Here is a 16,322-nt window from a genome sequence, read left to right as displayed (position 1 = left end):
TCCCGGCGCCACGCCGGGGGGTCAGTAGCCGGCACCCGCCACGGGCGGCACGGGCGGGGCGGCGTCGGACGACCCGGCGTCGCCCCCGAGCCCGGACAGCACGGCGGCGGTGCCGGACAGGCCCAGCCGGGTCGCACCGGCCCGGACCATGGCCAGGGCGTCCGCGGTCGTGCGGACGCCCCCCGACGCCTTGACCCCCAGCCGCCCGCCGACGGTGCGGGCCATCAGCTCCACGGCGTGCACGCTGGCCCCGCCCGCGGGGTGGAAGCCGGTCGACGTCTTGACGAAGTCGGCACCGGCGGCCTCCGCGGCCCGGCACACCGCGACGACCTGGTCGTCGTCCAGAGCGGCCGACTCGATGATCACCTTGAGCACGAGCGGCGCCGGGACGGCGGCGCGAACGGCGGCGATGTCGGCCTGGACGTCCGCGAACCGGCCGGCGCGCGCCGCGCCGACGTCGATCACCATGTCGACCTCGTCGGCGCCGTCCGCCACGGACCGCGCGGCCTCGGCGGCCTTGACGTCGCTGTGGTGCTTGCCGGACGGGAACCCGCACACGGTCGCGACCTTCAGCCCGCCGGCGTCCAGCGGCAGCATCGACGGCGAGACGCACACGGAGTACACGCCGAGCGCGACGCCCTCGGCGACCAGCGCGGCGACGTCGTCGGCGGTGGCCTCCGGCTTGAGCAGCGTGTGGTCCACGAGCCGGGCGAGGCCGGCCCGGTCCGGCTGCGAGGTGTCGGCGCTCATGCGCGGTGCCGTCCGTTCCCGCCCTGCCGGAACCCCGGCAGGATCAGCTCGTCGACCAGACGCTCGCGCTCGTCGTGGTGGATGAACGCGTTCCACGCCGCCGTGAGCGTCGCGTCGCGCAGGTCGTCCAGCGTCCAGCCGACCTCGGTGTGGAGCAGGCTCATCTCGCGGGTGAGCGTCGTGCCGGACTGCAGGCGGTTGTCGGTGTTCACCGTCACCGCGAAGCCCAGCTCCTTGAGCAGCGTGATCGGGTGCTCGGCGATCGACGCGGCGGCGGCGGTCTGCACGTTCGAGCTGGGGCACAGCTCGAGCGGGATCTGGTGGTCCCGGACCCAGTGCGCGAGGTCGCCCAGGCGCGCCTGCAGCGTCTCGCCGTCCGCGTCGAGGATGTCGATGTCCTCGACGATGCGCACGCCGTGACCCAGCCGCGTGGCGCCGGCGACGTGCACCGCCTCGGCGATGGAGTCCACGCCGGCCGCCTCGCCGGCGTGCACCGTCGCGGGGAAGAACGCCTGGGCCAGGGTCCGGAACGCCGACGCGTGCCGGGACGGCAGAAACCCGTTCTCCGCCCCGGCGATGTCGAACCCGACGACGCCGTCGCCCCGGTTCGCCAGTGCCAGGGCCGCGATCTCGTCGCCGCGGTCGGCGTGCCGCATCGCGGTGATGAGGGTGCCGATGCGGATGGTGCGACCCTGCGCGGCGGCCGCGGCGACGCCCTCTGCGAAGCCGGCCTGGACCGCGTCGACGACCTGCTGCAGGGACAGGCCCCGCTGCACGTGCTGCTCCGGGGCGTAGCGCTGCTCGGCGTACACGACGCCGTCCGCGGCGAGGTCGAGCACCGACTCGCGGGCGACGCGGCGCAGGCCCTCCTCGGTCTGCATCACCGCGACGGTGTGGTCGAACGTCTCCAGGTAGAGCTCGAGGGTGCCGGAGCTGGCGGCCTGCACGAACCAGGCACCGAGCTCGGCGGGGTCGGTCGTGGGCAGCGTGTGGCCGATCTGCGCAGCCAGCTCCACGATGGTGGCCGGCCGCAGTCCCCCGTCGAGGTGGTCGTGCAGCACCACCTTCGGGAGGGCGCGGATGGCGGACTCGTCGATCGTCATGCGGCCCAACCTATCCGCCGGGCTCAGGCCGGGCCGAACGGGGCCGGCACGCGGGCCGGGCGGTGCGAGCGTGCCGGTGGTGCCCGCGGGGCGAGGGCACCACCGGCGGGTCGGGTCAGGGGTACTCGTCGCGCTCGTCCGGCGGGACGGACCGGGCCTGCTCGGCGAGGTCGGCGGGGTTCGCCTCGGCGAGGACGTCGACGACGCCGAGCGGCCCTCCGGGGTCGGTGTCGGGGGCGACCGTCTGCGCCTGCTCGGCGACGTCGGCAGGGTCCGCGTCGGCGGCGACGGAGCCGACCGGCACGGCGGCGTCCCGCCCGCGCGGGACGTCCGGCGTGATCTCGACGTCGCCCCCGGGGTCGACCTGGCTCAGGCCGGCGTCACGCCACGTCTCGGGTCCGGGAAGGGTGCTCATGGGCTCCTCCAGGTGGGGTCCTCGGTGCTCGCGGGACTGCTGGGACGCCCATCGTGACCCGCCCGCTCCACGCCCGCTACCCGCCTGCCGTCAGCCCGTCACCGGACCTCCGTGCGCCGGCAGGACCGCCCAGCACACGTGCGACCAGCCGCCCAGCGCCGCCCGCGGGCCGGCCGGCGCCAGCACCTCCGCACGCGTGAGCCGGTGCACCCGCCCGCCCGCCGGCTCGTACACCGCGTACGCGCGGGCCCCCGTTGATGTCGCCGGGCGCGCACCCGGGGAGCCGCCCGGAGGTCCGTCAGCGCCGGGCGGGACGAGCAGCACCACGTGGCGCGGCACGGCGGTGACGACCCCGCGGGACAGGTCCCCGCCGGTGTACAGCGGCACCGGGAACCCGCGGGCGAGCGCGGCGTCCACCCGGTCCAGGACCGCGGTGAGGTGGCCCGTGTCGGTGTCGTCGACCAGGACGGAGGCGTAGGCGGCCCCCGGGTACCGCGCGGTCCGCGCCGCGGTCCACGGCGGGGTGCCCAGCGCGCCGGGCCACGGCAGCGGGCCGAGCGCACCGCGGGTCGACGCGTGCTTGACCGCCCGCTGGACGGCGCCGAACCGGTCGACGGGCGTCGCCGGCGCGAGGTGGGCGAGGTCGGCCGGGCCGGCGCCGCGCAGCTCGGGCGGCCGGTGGTGGCCGCCCGAGCCGTCCGGCACGAGGCGCCCGGTGACCAGCCAGAGCGCGAGGAACGGGTCCCCGGCTGCCGCCAGCATCGTCAGCACGGCCGACCCGCAGGTCGTCGCGTCGGTCTGCCGGGCCGCGTGCCCGCCCAGCCGCAGCGGTCCGGCGTGCCCGTGGCCGAGCGGTCGGGCGACGGCGTCCCGCTCCGGCGCACCCAGCGCGCCCCAGACCTCCGCCAGACCGGCGACCGCGTCCCACGACCGGCTCGCGAGCCAGGCCCGGTGCAGGACGTCCGGGGGCAGGACGTCCAGCAGCCGGGTGTCCAGGAGCGGCGCGTCCGGGGGCAGGGCGTCCCCGAGCAGGGCGTCCTGGAGCAGGGGGTCCGGGAGCACGACCGGCTCGGGCACGCGCGGGGACGCCGCCGGACCGGCGACCCTCACCGCCCTGCCGTCGTCGCCCGGCCCGCTCCCCAGCAGCCGCAGCAGCCGGTGCGCAACCGTGGTGGCCTGCAGCCGCCCCAGACCACCGCCCTGCCCACCGCCGTGCCCACCGCCCTGCCCGCCGGCCTGCCGCCGACCCGGCCCGCCGCCCACGGCGTCAGCCCGCGGCGATCCGGTCGATCAGCAGCGGTCCCGCCGGACGCGAGCCGTCGGGGGCGATGACGACCGCGCCGTCGAGCGCCTCCTGCGCCCGGGCGAAGCGCTCGGGGGTGTCGGTGTGCAGCGTCATCAGCGGCTCCCCGGCGCGCACGAGCGCACCGGGCTTGGCGTGCAGGACGACGCCGGCCCCGGCCTGCACCGGGTCCTCCTTGCGCGCGCGCCCGGCGCCCAGCCGCCACGCGGCGACCCCGACGGCCAGCGCGTCGAGCGCCACCACGACGCCGTCGGCCGGCGCCAGGACGGTCTCGGTCTCGGCGGCCACCGGGAGCGCGGCGTCCGGGTCGCCGCCCTGGGCGGCGATCATGCGACGCCACACGTCCATGGCGCGCCCGTCCGCGAGGGCCTCGGCGGGGTCGACCCCGGTGACGCCGGCGGCCCCGAGCATCTCGCGGGCCAGGGCGACCGTGAGCTCCACGACGTCGGCCGGCCCGCCGCCGGCGAGCACCTCCACCGACTCGCGGACCTCGAGCGCGTTGCCGGCGGTCAGCCCCAGCGGCGTGGACATGTCGGTGAGCAGCGCGACCGTCCGCACGCCGGCGTCCGTCCCGAGGTCGACCATGGTGCGCGCGAGCTCGCGGGCCTGCTCCAGGTCCTTCATGAACGCGCCGGAGCCGACCTTGACGTCCAGCACCAGCGAGCCGGTGCCCTCGGCGATCTTCTTGCTCATGATCGACGACGCGATGAGCGGGATCGCCTCGACCGTCCCGGTGACGTCCCGCAGCGCGTACAGCTTGCGGTCGGCCGGGGCCAGCCCGGACCCGGCCTGGCAGATGACCGCGCCGACGTCCTCCAGCTGGGCCAGCATCTCCTCGTTGGTCAGCGCGGCGCGCCAGCCGGGGACGGACTCGAGCTTGTCGAGGGTGCCGCCGGTGTGGCCCAGCCCGCGGCCGGAGAGCTGCGGGACGGCGACCCCGTAGACCGCCACGAGCGGCGCGAGCGGGAGGGTGATCTTGTCGCCCACGCCGCCGGTCGAGTGCTTGTCGGCGGTCGGGCGGGACAGCCCGGAGAAGTCCATCCGCTCCCCGGACGCGATCATCGCCGCCGTCCAGCGGGAGATCTCGGCGCGGTCCATCCCGTTGAGGAGGATCGCCATGTTCAGCGCCGACATCTGCTCCTCGGCGACCGCGCCGCGCGTGTAGGCGTCGATCACCCAGTCGATCTGCGCGTCGGACAGCCGCCCGCGGTCGCGCTTGGTGCGGATGACGTCGACGGCGTCGAAGGGCTCGGTCGTGCCGCTCATGCGCCGGTCCCCCGCTCGACGAGGTCCTCGGGACCGAAGGCGTCGGGCAGCACCTCGCGCATCGGGCGGATGCCGCTGACGGTGTCCACGAGCAGGTCCGGACCGCCGTGCTCCCACAGCAGCTGCCGGCAGCGCCCGCACGGCATCAGCGCGTTGCCGTGGGCGTCCACGCACGCGAACGCGACCAGCCGGCCGCCACCGGAGACGTGCAGCCCGGACACCAGCGCGCACTCCGCGCACAGCGTCAGCCCGTAGGACGCGTTCTCCACGTTGCAGCCGACCACGACGCGGCCGTCGTCGACGAGCGCGGCGACGCCGACCGGGAACCGGGAGTACGGCACGTAGGCGCGGTGCATGACCTCGGTCGCGGCCGCGCGCAGGGCGTCCCAGTCGACCGCGGCCGGTCGGGCCTGGTCCTGCTGGGGATGGGGATCGGTCAGCACGGTCACTCCTTGGTGTACGGCTCGCCGGACGCCGCGGGTGCGCGGGACCGCCCGACGAGGCCGGCCACCGCGAGGATGGTCACCACGTACGGGAGCATGAGCATGAACTGGCTGGGCACGGGGGCGCCGACGACGCTCAGGGCCCCCTCGAGGTTGGACGCGAAGCCGAACAGCAGCGCGGCCAGGGCGGCGCGGACCGGGTCCCACTTGCCGAAGATCACCGCGGCCAGGGCGATGAAGCCCGCGCCCGCGGTCATCTCCTTGCCGAACGACGACACGGACACCACGGTGTAGAACGCCCCGCCGATGCCGACGATGCCGCCCGCGACGAGCAGCGCGCGGTACCGCGTGCGCTCGACCTTGATGCCGACCGTGTCGGCGGCCTTGGGGTGCTCGCCGACCGCGCGCAGGCGCAGCCCCCACCGGGTGCGGAACATCGCGAACCACACGGCGGGCACGGCGAGGTACATGACGTAGACGAGCACGGACTGCTCGAACAGGGCCGGGCCGACGATCGGGATGCTGGACAGCCCGGGGATCGCGACGGGCGCGAACCGGTCGGTCTCGTTGAGGCGCTCCGCACCCGGGACGAGCACCTGGGAGTACAGGAAGCTCGTCAGCCCCACGACCAGGACGTTGAGGACCACCCCGACGATGACCTGGTTGACCCGGTAGGTGATCGTGAAGACGCCGAGCACCAGCGCGACCAGCGCGCCGGCCAGCACCGCGGCGACCACGCCCACGACCGCGCTGCCGCTCAGCGACGCGGCCACGGCCGCGCAGAACGCACCGGCGAGCAGCTGACCCTCGATCGCGATGTTGACGACGCCGACCCGCTCGCCGATGACGCCGCCCAGCGCACCGAACACGATCGGGACCGCCAGCAGGATCGACCCGCCGATGAGGCGCGCGACGGAGAAGTCGCGGCTGCTGCCCGCGCCGGCCCACGCGAGGAAGGCGACCAGCAGGGCGAGCACCAGCACCAGGGTGAGCACCACCGGCACCCGGCGGCGGCGCGCCGCCAGCACCGCGCCGGCCGCCACGACCGCGGCGGCGACCGCGACGCCGACCCACGCGGTGACCATGCCCGGCACGGCGACGTCGGGCAGCCGCAGCAGGTCGCCCTCGTCGGAGAAGCGGAACCTCGTGCTGCCGTCGCGCGGGGCGACGAGGAGCAGGAGAGCCACCAGCGCGGTGACGGCGGCGAAGGCGATCGGCGCCTTGCGGCTGACGACGGTGACCTGACGGGCGCCCTCCGTCATGGGGTCGGACGCCGGCACGGGAGCCAGGGTGGTCATGCGGTCACCGCCTTGCGGTCACGGCGCGATCGGGAGCGCGGGGGACGGCGCCGTCCGGGCTGCGGCAGCCGGAACACCGCGCGGACGAGCGGCGGAGCGGCGATGAACAGGACGATGAGGGACTGCACGACGAGCACGATCTCGATCGGCACGCCCTGCGACGCCTGCATCGCCGAGCCGCCGGCCTTGAACGCGCCGAACAGGATGCTGGCGGCGAGCACGCCGAGCGGGGACGACCGCCCGAGCAGCGCGACGGTGATCGCGTCGAAGCCGATGCCGGCGTCGATGTCCGAGCCGAAGCCGGTGGTCACCTGACCGAGCACCTGGCTGGTCCCGGCGAGCCCGAGCAGCCCGCCCGCGACCAGCATCGCCGACACGGTGGTGCGCCCGACGTCGACCCCGGCCACGCGGGCGGCGGACGGGTTCTCCCCCACGGCCCGGAACGTGAAGCCCAGGGTCGAGCGGTGGAGCAGCCACCACACCCCGGCGACGGCGAGCAGCGCGAAGACGAACCCCAGGTGCAGGTTGTACCGGGGGCCCAGCAGGTCGGGCATGAGAGCCGACTGCGCCGTCGGCGGCGTCTTGGGGTTCGCCGAACCGGGCGCCTGCAGCAGCCCGGGCGTCGCCAGCAGCCAGGACAGCAGGTAGAAGGCGACGTAGTTGAGCATGATCGTGACGATCACCTCGTGCGCCCCGGTGGTCGCCTTGAGCAGCCCGGCGATCCCGGCCCACAGCGCACCGGCCGCGATCCCGACCGCCATCGCGAGCAGCATGTGCAGGGGCCACGGCAGGTCGGCGCCGAAGCCGACCCACCCGGCCGCCGCCGCGGCGACGAGGATCTGCCCCTGCCCACCGATGTTGAACAGGCCCGCGCGGAACGCCAGCGCGACGCCGAGGCCGGCGGCGATCAGCGGGGTGGCGAAGGTCAGCGAGGACGTCAGGGGCCGGATCGCGGTGGCCACGTCGTCGGCCCGGTAGTCCCAGACGGCGCCGCGGAACAGCGCCGCGTAGGAGTTGCCGACGGCGGAGCCGACCGCGCCGAGGGTGTCGCTCGGCCGGGAGAAGAAGTAGCCCGACGCGGTCCGGACCGCCTCGTCGGTGACGGCGATCATGATCGACCCGCCCAGCACGGCCAGCAGCACGGCTCCGAGGGAGACGGCCCACCCGCCGGAGACGATGCGGGTGAAGGCCTCGCTCCAGCGGGGGTCGGCCGGGCCGGTCCCGCCGTGCCGGCTGTGGACGACGTCCGTGTCGGTCAGCGGGACCTCGGCGTCGGCGACCACGTCGCCCGGTGCGCCCGGGGTGGCGTCGGTGGCGGCGGCCTGGCCGCCGCGGGGGTCCTGCGGTGCCGCGTGGCTCATGCCGCTCCCGTCCTCTCCGGCGCGATGCCGGCCATCATCAGCCCGAGCACGTCGCGGGGCGTCGTGGACGGGACGATGCCGACCACCCGGCCGCGGTACATCACCAGGATCCGGTCACCGAGCGCCACGGCCTCGTCGAGCTCGGTGGACAGCACCACGACCGGCACGCCGGCGTCGCGCGTGGCGACGATCCGCTTGTGGATGAACTCGATCGAGCCGACGTCCACCCCACGGGTCGGCTGCGCGGCCACGAACAGCCGCAGGTCGCGCGAGAGCTCGCGGGCCAGGACCACCTTCTGCTGGTTGCCGCCGGACAGCCGCCCGACCGGCGTCTCGATGCCCTGGGTGCGGATGTCGAACTCGTCGACCTTGGTCCGGGCGAACTCGTCGCGGGTGCCCAGCTGCAGCATGCCGCGGCGCGCGAACGGCGGGCCGTCGAGGCGGTTGAGGACGAGGTTCTCCGCGACGGAGAAGTCCCCGACCAGACCGTCGACGTTGCGGTCCTCGGGGACGAACCCGACCCCCGCCTCCAGGATGCGGCGCACCGACAGCCCGACGAGCTCGCGCCCGTCCAGGCGGATGCTGCCGGACCGCGCACGCTGCAGGCCGACGAGCGCCTCGGCGAGCTCGGTCTGGCCGTTGCCCTGCACCCCCGCGATGACGAGCACCTCGCCGCCGTCCACGGCGAAGCTCGCGCCGTCGACCACGACCGTCCCGCGCTCGTCGGTCACCACGAGGTCCTGCACCTGCAGACCCGTGTCGCGGCGGACCGGGGCGTCCTTGCGGACCGTGAGCTCCACCGGGCGCCCCACCATGAGCGCGGCGAGCTCGGCGTCGCTCGCACCGGGCTCCGCCTCGCCCACCACGGCGCCGCGGCGCACCACCGTGATCCGGTCGGCGACCTCGCGGACCTCGCGGAGCTTGTGGGTGATGAAGACGATGGCTGCGCCGGAGTCCTTGAGCTGGCGCATGATCGCCATGAGCTCGTCGGTCTCCTGCGGGGTGAGCACGGCGGTCGGCTCGTCGAACACGATGACCCGGGCGTCGCGCGACAGCGCCTTGATGATCTCCACCCGCTGCTGGACGCCGACCGGCAGGTCCTCCACGACGGCGTCGGGGTCCACGTGGAAGCCGAACCGGGTCGCGATCTCGCGCACCTTCGCGCGCGCCGCCGGCAGGTCCAGACGGCCGCCGGAGAGGGTCTCCTCGTGCCCGAGCATGACGTTCTCGGCGACGGTGAAGACCGGGATGAGCATGAAGTGCTGGTGGACCATCCCGATGCCGGCGGCCATGGCGTCACCGGGGCCGGAGAAGCGCTGGACGACGCCGTCGATCAGCACCTCGCCCTCGTCGGCGGTGTACAGGCCGTACAGGACGTTCATCAGGGTCGACTTGCCGGCCCCGTTCTCCCCGAGGAGGCAGTGGATCTCCCCCGCCCGGACGGTGAGGTCGATGTGGTCGTTGGCGACCAGCGCGCCGAAGCGCTTGGTGATGCCTCGAAGCTCCAGCGTCACTGCGTGCTCCTCGCGCCGGACGGGCGGTACTGGTGGGCTCAGTCTGTCGGACGACGACACGCTGCCGGGGAGGTCGCGCGTGGCGACCTCCCCGGCGGCGCCGGTGTCACCCGGCGGTCACGCGTGCGTCCCGAGCGTCACTCGGCGGCGAGGTACGAGGTGACCTCGACCTCGCCGGAGACGATCGACTCGCGCAGCGCCTCGACCTCGGCCACGAGCGCCGGGTCGACCTTGCTCTCGAAGTTGTGCAGCGGCGCGATGCCGACGCCGTCGTTCTCCAGCGTGCCGACGTACGCCTCGGCGTCGAAGCTGCCCTCGCCCGCGGACTTCACGGCCTCGTAGGTGGAGACGTCCATCCGCTTGAGGATCGAGGTCAGGACGACGTCCTGGGTGGTCGGGTCGGTCTCGAAGATGTCCGCGTCGGCACCGATCAGCGCGATCTCGCGACCGGAGTCGGCCATGGCGTCCATCGCGGACTGGTAGATCGGACCGCCGACCGGCAGGAGCACGTCGACGCCCTGGTCGATGATCCCGGCAGCGACGCCCTTGGCGGTGTCGTTGGCCTCGAAGCCACCGGTGAACGAGCCCTGGTCGCCGCCCTGGTAGCCGACGACCTCGACGTTGGTGCCCTTCTGGCTGTTGTAGTAGTCGACGCCCTGCTTGAAGCCGTCCATGAAGATCGTCACGGTCGGGAACGGCTGGCCGCCGAACGTGCCGACCTTGCCCGCCTCGGAGTAGCCGGCAGCGAGGTAGCCCGCGAGGAACGCGGCCTGGGCCGTGTCGTAGAGCAGCGGCTTGATGTTCTCCGCGTCCTTCTGGCCGTCGAAGTCGTTGTCCGCGGCGTCGTCGACCAGGATGAAGTCGATGTCCGGGTTGGCGGTCGCGGCGGCCACGGTGTCGGCCGAGAGGGCGAAGCCGACGGTCACGATGGAGTTGCAGCCCTCGCCGACGAGGGACTCGATGTTGCCCTGGTAGTCCGTCGCGGTGTCGGACTGCACGTCGTTGAACCCGGCGCCGAGCTCGTCGGCGGCCTTCTTCGCGCCCTCGAAGCTCAGCTGGTTGAAGCTCTTGTCGTCGAAGCCGCCGGCGTCCGACACGATGCAGGCGGTGAAGTCCGAGGCCTCGGCGTCGCCGCCGGCACCGGCCGAGGCCTCGGGTGCCTCCTCGGGGGCCGCGCCACAGGCGGCAAGCGCCAGGGCGGCCGCTGCGGCGAGACCGGTGACTCGCGTGACTCTGTTCACGTCAGTACTCCTGTGGGTCGTGACGCCGGGCGGGTCGGAGGGTGACCACCGCGCCTGGCTCCGTCGCGTGCCGCCGGCAGGACCGGTCGGCGGATGTGCTCGCACCCTATCCGTGCCGCGATGACGCCCAAGTTACCGAGGCGTAGCCAGGTGCCTTCGTTATGCATTCGGAACGTTGCCGACACCGTCCGTCGAGGGGTCGCCGTGCGCAGGGAACGTGCTGGCCAGGAGGGCTGCGCGGGCCAGGACGCGGGCGCCGGCGGGGATCGCCCGCTCGTCCACCCGGAAGTCACCCTGATGGATGTCGTAGGTGCGCCCGCCGGGGGTCCGGGTGCCCAGCCGGGCCATCGCACCGGGCACCTTGGTCAGGTACCAGGCGAAGTCCTCCCCGCCCAGGGACTGCTCGGTCAGCACGACGGAGTCCGGTCCGAGCACGTCGCGCGCGGCCGCCTCCAGGACGGCGGTCGCCCGGGCGTCGTTCTCCACCGGTGGCACCCCGCGGGCGTGCCGGACCTCGACCTCGACCCCGTAGGGGACGAGCACCTGCTCCACGGCGCTGGTGAACACCTGCGCGGCCCGCTCCCAGGCACGCACGTCCAGGCACCGCAGCGTCCCGCGGACCGACCCGGACGCCGGGATCGCGTTGTGCGCGTTGCCGGACTGCACGGCGCCCCAGGTCAGGTTGACGCCCCAGCGCGGGTCGAGCCGGCGGCCCAGCACCGCGGGCACCTGCGTGATGACCTGGCCGAGGGCGAACACGACGTCGCCGGTCAGGTGCGGGCGGGAGGTGTGGCCGCCCCCGCTGCTGAGCACCACGGTCACCTCGTCCGACGCGGACGTGATGGGCCCGATGCGGGTGCCGACCCGGCCCACGTCCACCCGGGGGTCGCAGTGCACCGCGAAGACCTGCCCGACGCCGTCCAGCACGCCGGCCGCCATCGCGTCCAGCGCGCCACCGGGCTGGACCTCCTCGGCCGCCTGGAAGATCAGCCGGACCCCCGTGGGCACCTGCCCGGCCGCCGCCAGGTCCGCCAGCGCCAGCCCGGCGCCGAGCACCGCCGCGGTGTGCACGTCGTGACCGCAGGCGTGCGCGACGCCGTGCACGGTGGACTGCCACGGCTGCCCGCACGTGTCCGGCAGCGGCAGGGCGTCGATGTCCGCGCGCAGGGCGATGCGCCGGCGTCCGGAGACGGCCGGTCCGGGGCCGATGTCGCAGACCAGCCCGCTGCCCGGCAGCATCCGGGGCTCGAGCCCTGCCGCCCGGAGCCGGTCGGCCACCAGGGCGGTCGTGCGCTGCTCGGTGCGCGCCAGCTCGGGGTGCGCGTGCAGGTCGCGGCGGACGCCCACGAGCTCGTCGGTCAGGGAGTCGACCAGGTCGGTCAGGCGGGTCTCGACGTCGGCAGGCACGGACCCGAGCCTAACGAGGGCTGGCCGGAGCGCCCGGCCGGCACCGCGCCCGGCCGGCACCGCGCCCGGCCGGCAGCGGGCCGGCACCGGGCACGGCGGGTCACAGCAGCTCGGTGGCCCCCCGCGCCCGCACGGCGTCGACGATGTTCTTGACCTGCTGCGCGCGGGCCCGCGTGGTGACCAGCAGCGCGTCGGGGGTGTCGACGACGACGACGTCGTCGATCCCGAGCACCGCGACCAGCCGGTCGGAGCCGGCCACGACGACCGACCCCAGCGAGTCCAGCCGGACCACGGAGGCGTCGTCCCCGAGCACCCGGGCGCCGTCGTCCACCGCGCCCGGGGTGGGCGGCAGCAGGGTGGCCAGCGAGGCGAAGTCGCCGACGTCGTCCCAGCCGAAGTCGCCGGGCACGACCGCGACCCCCCCGGCGGCGGCCACCGGCTCGGCGATGGCGTGGTCGATGGCGATCTTCTCCAGGCCGGGCCACACCTCGGCGAGCACCCGCTCCCGGTCCGCGGTGTCCCACGCGGCGCCGAGCGTGCGCAGACCGGCGTGCAGCTCCGGCCGCTGCTCGGCCAGGTGGTCGAGCAGGACGCCTGCGCGGGTGAGGAACATGCCGGCGTTCCAGCGGTAGTCGCCGGTCGCGAGGTAGGCGGTGGCGGTCGCGACGTCCGGCTTCTCGGTGAAGCCGACGGCGTGCAGCGCGCTGGGCGCGTCGGCCAGCCCCAGCGACTCACCCGAGCGCACGTACCCGAACGCTGTCGACGGGTGCGAGGCGGCGATCCCCACCGTCACCACGTACCCCGCCCGGGCCGCCTCCACGCCGTGCCGCACGGCGCGGGCGAACGCGGCCGCCCCCTGGATGACCTGGTCGGCCGCGAACGACCCGAGCACGACGTCGCCGTGGCGCTCGGCGAGCACCGCGGCGGCCAGGCCGATCGCCGCCATGGAGTCGCGCGGCGAGGGCTCGGCCAGCACGGCGCCGTCGTCCAGCGTGGGCAGCTGCCGCCGCACGGCCTCCACGTGCCGCGCACCGGTGACCACGAGCACGCACCCGGGCCCGGTCACCGGGGCCAGGCGGTCCACGGTGGCCTGCAGCAGGCTGCGGCCCGAGCCGGTCAGGTCGTGCAGGAACTTGGGCGCACCCGACCTGGACAGCGGCCACAGCCGGGTGCCGGCGCCACCGGCGGGGATGACGGCGTGGAAGCCGGGGATCGGGCCGCTGCGGGGAGGCGTCATGGGCTCACCGTAATGAAGGCGCCACGTGCATCACCGGCCGCCCGGCGCCGGGCGCGCCGCCCGGTGAGGAGCCCTGTGACCTGCACCTTGTCTGGTTGGTCACAAAGGGCCCGCACAGGCCCTCCAGAGGCCCCTTCGCGGCGCGCCGCGCACCGAGGGGTCATTACAGTGGGTCTCCGTCACCGGACGCCGTCGTCCACCGATCATCCGCACTCGTCAGCCTGGAGGCCGAAGTGCCCAGCGCACCCGCAGGCACGCTCTACCGCGGCCGTGAAGGCATGTGGTCGTGGGTCGCGCACCGCGTGACCGGCGTGCTCATCTTCTTCTTCCTCCTCGTCCACGTGCTCGACACCTCGCTGGTGCGGGTCTCCCCGGAGGCCTACAACGCGGTGATCGGCACCTACAAGAACCCGATCATGGGTCTGGGCGAGGCCGGCCTGGTGGCCGCCATCGTGTTCCACGCGTTCAACGGCATCCGGCTGATGCTCGTGGACTTCTGGTCCAAGGGCACCCGGTACCACCGCGTCATGCTGTGGGTCGTCATGGGCCTGTTCGTCGTGACGATGGCGGGCTTCCTGCCGCGGCACCTCATGCACGTGTTCGGAGGCGAGTGATGACCACCACGCAGACGCAGGCCGCGGCCCAGCTCCCCATCGAGAACCCGGGCGAGGCGTACAAGCGACGCAAGACCACCCGCGGCAACTTCGAGCTCTACAGCTGGGTGTTCATGCGGGCGTCCGGCGTCGTCCTGCTCGTGCTGATCTTCGTGCACCTGTTCGTCAACCTGGTCGCCGGCGAGGGCATCACCGCCATCGACTTCGGCTTCGTCGCCGGCAAGTGGGCGTCGCCGTTCTGGCAGGTGATCGACCTGGTCATGCTGTGGCTGGCGATGCTGCACGGCACCAACGGCATGCGGACGATCGTGAACGACTACGCCGAGCGCGACGGCCTGCGGATGTGGCTGAAGATCGCCCTCTACACCGCGTTCGTCGTGGTGACGGTCCTGGGCACGCTGGTCATCTTCACCTTCGACCCGTGCCCGGCCGACGCACCGGCGAACCTGCTGCCGTCGTTCTGCACCGCCTGACCCAGGCGCACGCCGCCGTCCCCGGGCGCCCCCACGCCCCGTTCACCTCCTGAAGGAGTCATCGACACCGATGCAGACCCATCAGTACGACGTCGTCATCGTCGGTGCCGGTGGCGCCGGGATGCGTGCGGCGCTGGAGTCCTCCAAGCGCACGCGCACCGCCGTCATCTCCAAGCTGTACCCCACGCGCTCGCACACCGGCGCCGCGCAGGGCGGGATGTGCGCCGCCCTGGCGAACGTCGAGGAGGACAACTGGGAGTGGCACACCTTCGACACCGTCAAGGGTGGTGACTACCTCGTCGACCAGGACGCCGCCGAGGTGATGGCCAAGGAGGCCATCGACGCGGTCCTCGACCTGGAGAAGATGGGCCTGCCGTTCAACCGCACGCCCGAGGGCAAGATCGACCAGCGCCGCTTCGGCGGGCACACCCGCAACCACGGCGAGGCCGCCGTGCGCCGGTCCTGCTACGCCGCGGACCGCACGGGCCACATGATCCTGCAGACGCTCTACCAGCAGTGCGTGAAGAACGACGTGCAGTTCTTCAACGAGTTCTACGTGCTGGACGTCCTGCTCAGCCACGACCTGACGTCCGGCACCGTCCCGGACGGCCAGGAGGTCGCCGTCTCCGGCGTCGTCGCCTACGAGCTCGCGACCGGCGAGATCCACCTGTTCCGCGCGAAGTCCGTCGTGTTCGCCACGGGCGGCGCGGGCAAGATCTACAAGACGACGTCCAACGCGCAGACCCTCACCGGGGACGGCATGGCGCTGGCGTTCCGCCGCGGCATCCCGCTGGAGGACATGGAGTTCTTCCAGTTCCACCCGACCGGTCTGGCCGGCCTCGGCATCCTGCTCTCCGAGGCGGCGCGCGGTGAGGGCGGCATCCTGCGCAACAGCGACGGGGAGCGCTTCATGGAGCGCTACGCCCCCACCATCAAGGACCTCGCGCCCCGTGACATCGTCGCCCGGTCGATGGCCAACGAGGTGCGCGAGGGCCGCGGCGCCGGCCCGAACAAGGACTACGTGCTGCTGGACCTGACGCACCTGGAGCCGGCGCACATCGACGCCAAGCTGCCGGACATCACCGAGTTCGCCCGCACGTACCTCGGCATCGAGCCGTACACCGAGCCCGTGCCCGTCTACCCCACCGCGCACTACGCGATGGGCGGCATCCCCACGAACATCCTCGGCGAGGTGCTGCGCAACAACACCGACACCGTGCGGGGGCTGTACGCCGCCGGTGAGGTCGCGTGCGTGTCGGTGCACGGCTCGAACCGGCTGGGCACCAACTCGCTGCTGGACATCAACGTGTTCGGCAAGCGGTCCGGCATCGCGGCGGCGGAGTACGCGCTCGGCGCGGACTGGGTCGAGATGCCCGAGGAGCCCGAGGTCGGCGTGGTCGCCGAGCTCGAGCGCATGCGGACCCTGCCGTCCGGGGAGCGTCTCGCGCACGTGCGCCAGGACCTGCAGAACACGATGGACGCCAACGCCCAGGTGTTCCGGACCGAGGAGTCGCTGCGCCAGGCACTCGCCGACATCCGGGCCCTGCAGGAGCGCTACCGGCACGTGAGCGTGCAGGACAAGGGCAAGGTCTACAACCTCGACCTGCTCGAGGCGCTCGAGCTGGGCTTCCTGCTCGACATCTCCGAGGTCGTCGTCGTCGGCGCCCTCAACCGTCAGGAGTCGCGCGGCGGGCACTTCCGCGAGGACTTCCCCAAGCGCGACGACGCGAACTACATGCAGCACACCATGGCGTACCGGCGCCCGTCCGCCGCCACCGCCGCTGCCGGGCAGAGCCCGTCCGGCCCCGGCACCTCCGCACCCGGGGCGTTCGACGTCGTCCTGGGTTACAAGCCCGTCGTCATGACGCGGTACGAGCCGATGGAGCGTAAGTACTGA

General features: G+C 73.9%; 15 protein-coding genes. 3 read left to right on the top strand and 12 right to left on the bottom strand.

All coding sequences use genetic code 11. The features are described from left to right. Window positions 1–21: 21 nt before the first annotated feature. From deoC to CAE01nite_RS12280, 12 genes are all read right to left on the bottom strand, one after another. Entirely contained in the window at window positions 22–750 is a 729-nt protein-coding gene (gene deoC / locus CAE01nite_RS12335) for a deoxyribose-phosphate aldolase (protein WP_146904870.1), read from the bottom strand. Then, window positions 747–1,853 carry an adenosine deaminase gene (locus tag CAE01nite_RS12330; RefSeq protein WP_146904867.1) on the bottom strand — a complete coding sequence of 369 codons (1,107 nt, stop codon included), beginning with the start codon at window positions 1,851–1,853 and terminating at the stop codon, window positions 747–749. The genes deoC and CAE01nite_RS12330 overlap by 4 nt, the downstream gene beginning before the upstream one ends. A 115-nt stretch (window positions 1,854–1,968) precedes the next feature. Further along, entirely contained in the window at window positions 1,969–2,268 is a 300-nt protein-coding gene (locus CAE01nite_RS12325; RefSeq protein ID WP_146904864.1) for an Rv3202a family protein, read from the bottom strand. A gap of 90 nt (window positions 2,269–2,358) precedes the next feature. After that, window positions 2,359–3,531 carry a hypothetical protein gene (locus tag CAE01nite_RS12320; protein WP_146904861.1) on the bottom strand — a complete coding sequence of 391 codons (1,173 nt, stop codon included), beginning with the start codon at window positions 3,529–3,531 and terminating at the stop codon, window positions 2,359–2,361. A gap of 4 nt (window positions 3,532–3,535) precedes the next feature. Then, window positions 3,536–4,837, bottom strand: a complete 1,302-nt coding sequence (locus CAE01nite_RS12315) for a thymidine phosphorylase (RefSeq protein ID WP_146904858.1) — start codon at window positions 4,835–4,837, stop codon at window positions 3,536–3,538. After that, window positions 4,834–5,280: a cytidine deaminase gene (locus CAE01nite_RS12310; protein ID WP_371862899.1), complete on the bottom strand. Its 447-nt coding sequence runs from the start codon at window positions 5,278–5,280 to the stop codon at window positions 4,834–4,836. Before CAE01nite_RS12310 ends, CAE01nite_RS12315 begins: the two co-directional genes overlap by 4 nt. A gap of 2 nt (window positions 5,281–5,282) precedes the next feature. Further along, window positions 5,283–6,578, bottom strand: coding sequence for an ABC transporter permease (locus tag CAE01nite_RS12305; protein WP_146904856.1), 1,296 nt, complete (start codon window positions 6,576–6,578; stop codon window positions 5,283–5,285). Then, complete coding sequence (locus CAE01nite_RS12300) at window positions 6,575–7,939, bottom strand: ABC transporter permease (RefSeq protein WP_146904853.1); 1,365 nt, start codon at window positions 7,937–7,939, stop codon at window positions 6,575–6,577. The genes CAE01nite_RS12305 and CAE01nite_RS12300 overlap by 4 nt, the downstream gene beginning before the upstream one ends. After that, window positions 7,936–9,453 carry an ABC transporter ATP-binding protein gene (locus CAE01nite_RS12295; protein WP_146904850.1) on the bottom strand — a complete coding sequence of 506 codons (1,518 nt, stop codon included), beginning with the start codon at window positions 9,451–9,453 and terminating at the stop codon, window positions 7,936–7,938. The genes CAE01nite_RS12300 and CAE01nite_RS12295 overlap by 4 nt, the downstream gene beginning before the upstream one ends. A 137-nt stretch (window positions 9,454–9,590) precedes the next feature. After that, entirely contained in the window at window positions 9,591–10,694 is a 1,104-nt protein-coding gene (locus CAE01nite_RS12290) for a BMP family lipoprotein (RefSeq protein ID WP_146904847.1), read from the bottom strand. Between the two features lie 159 nt (window positions 10,695–10,853). Then, entirely contained in the window at window positions 10,854–12,101 is a 1,248-nt protein-coding gene (locus CAE01nite_RS12285; protein WP_246131181.1) for an amidohydrolase, read from the bottom strand. A gap of 100 nt (window positions 12,102–12,201) precedes the next feature. Continuing rightward, window positions 12,202–13,338, bottom strand: coding sequence for a mannose-1-phosphate guanylyltransferase (locus tag CAE01nite_RS12280; RefSeq protein ID WP_146904844.1), 1,137 nt, complete (start codon window positions 13,336–13,338; stop codon window positions 12,202–12,204). 233 nt (window positions 13,339–13,571) lie between these two features. On the opposite strand from CAE01nite_RS12280, the gene sdhC reads away from it, so the two are divergent. From sdhC to sdhA, 3 genes are all read left to right on the top strand, one after another. Continuing rightward, window positions 13,572–13,952 (top strand): succinate dehydrogenase, cytochrome b556 subunit, encoded by a 381-nt coding sequence (gene sdhC, locus CAE01nite_RS12275; protein WP_146904841.1) that lies wholly within the window; start codon window positions 13,572–13,574, stop codon window positions 13,950–13,952. Next, window positions 13,952–14,425 carry a succinate dehydrogenase, hydrophobic membrane anchor protein gene (sdhD, locus tag CAE01nite_RS12270; protein ID WP_146904838.1) on the top strand — a complete coding sequence of 158 codons (474 nt, stop codon included), beginning with the start codon at window positions 13,952–13,954 and terminating at the stop codon, window positions 14,423–14,425. The genes sdhC and sdhD overlap by 1 nt, the downstream gene beginning before the upstream one ends. A 70-nt stretch (window positions 14,426–14,495) precedes the next feature. Beyond that, on the top strand, window positions 14,496–16,322 hold the full coding sequence (gene sdhA, locus CAE01nite_RS12265; RefSeq protein WP_146904835.1) for a succinate dehydrogenase flavoprotein subunit: 1,827 nt from the start codon (window positions 14,496–14,498) through the stop codon (window positions 16,320–16,322).

The sequence above is a fragment of the Cellulomonas aerilata genome, from assembly GCF_007991755.1.
Classification (GTDB): Bacteria; Actinomycetota; Actinomycetes; order Actinomycetales; family Cellulomonadaceae; genus Pengzhenrongella; species Pengzhenrongella aerilata.
The sequence above is the reverse complement of the archived record's forward strand: the minus strand, read 5'-3'. Positions and strand labels throughout refer to the sequence as shown.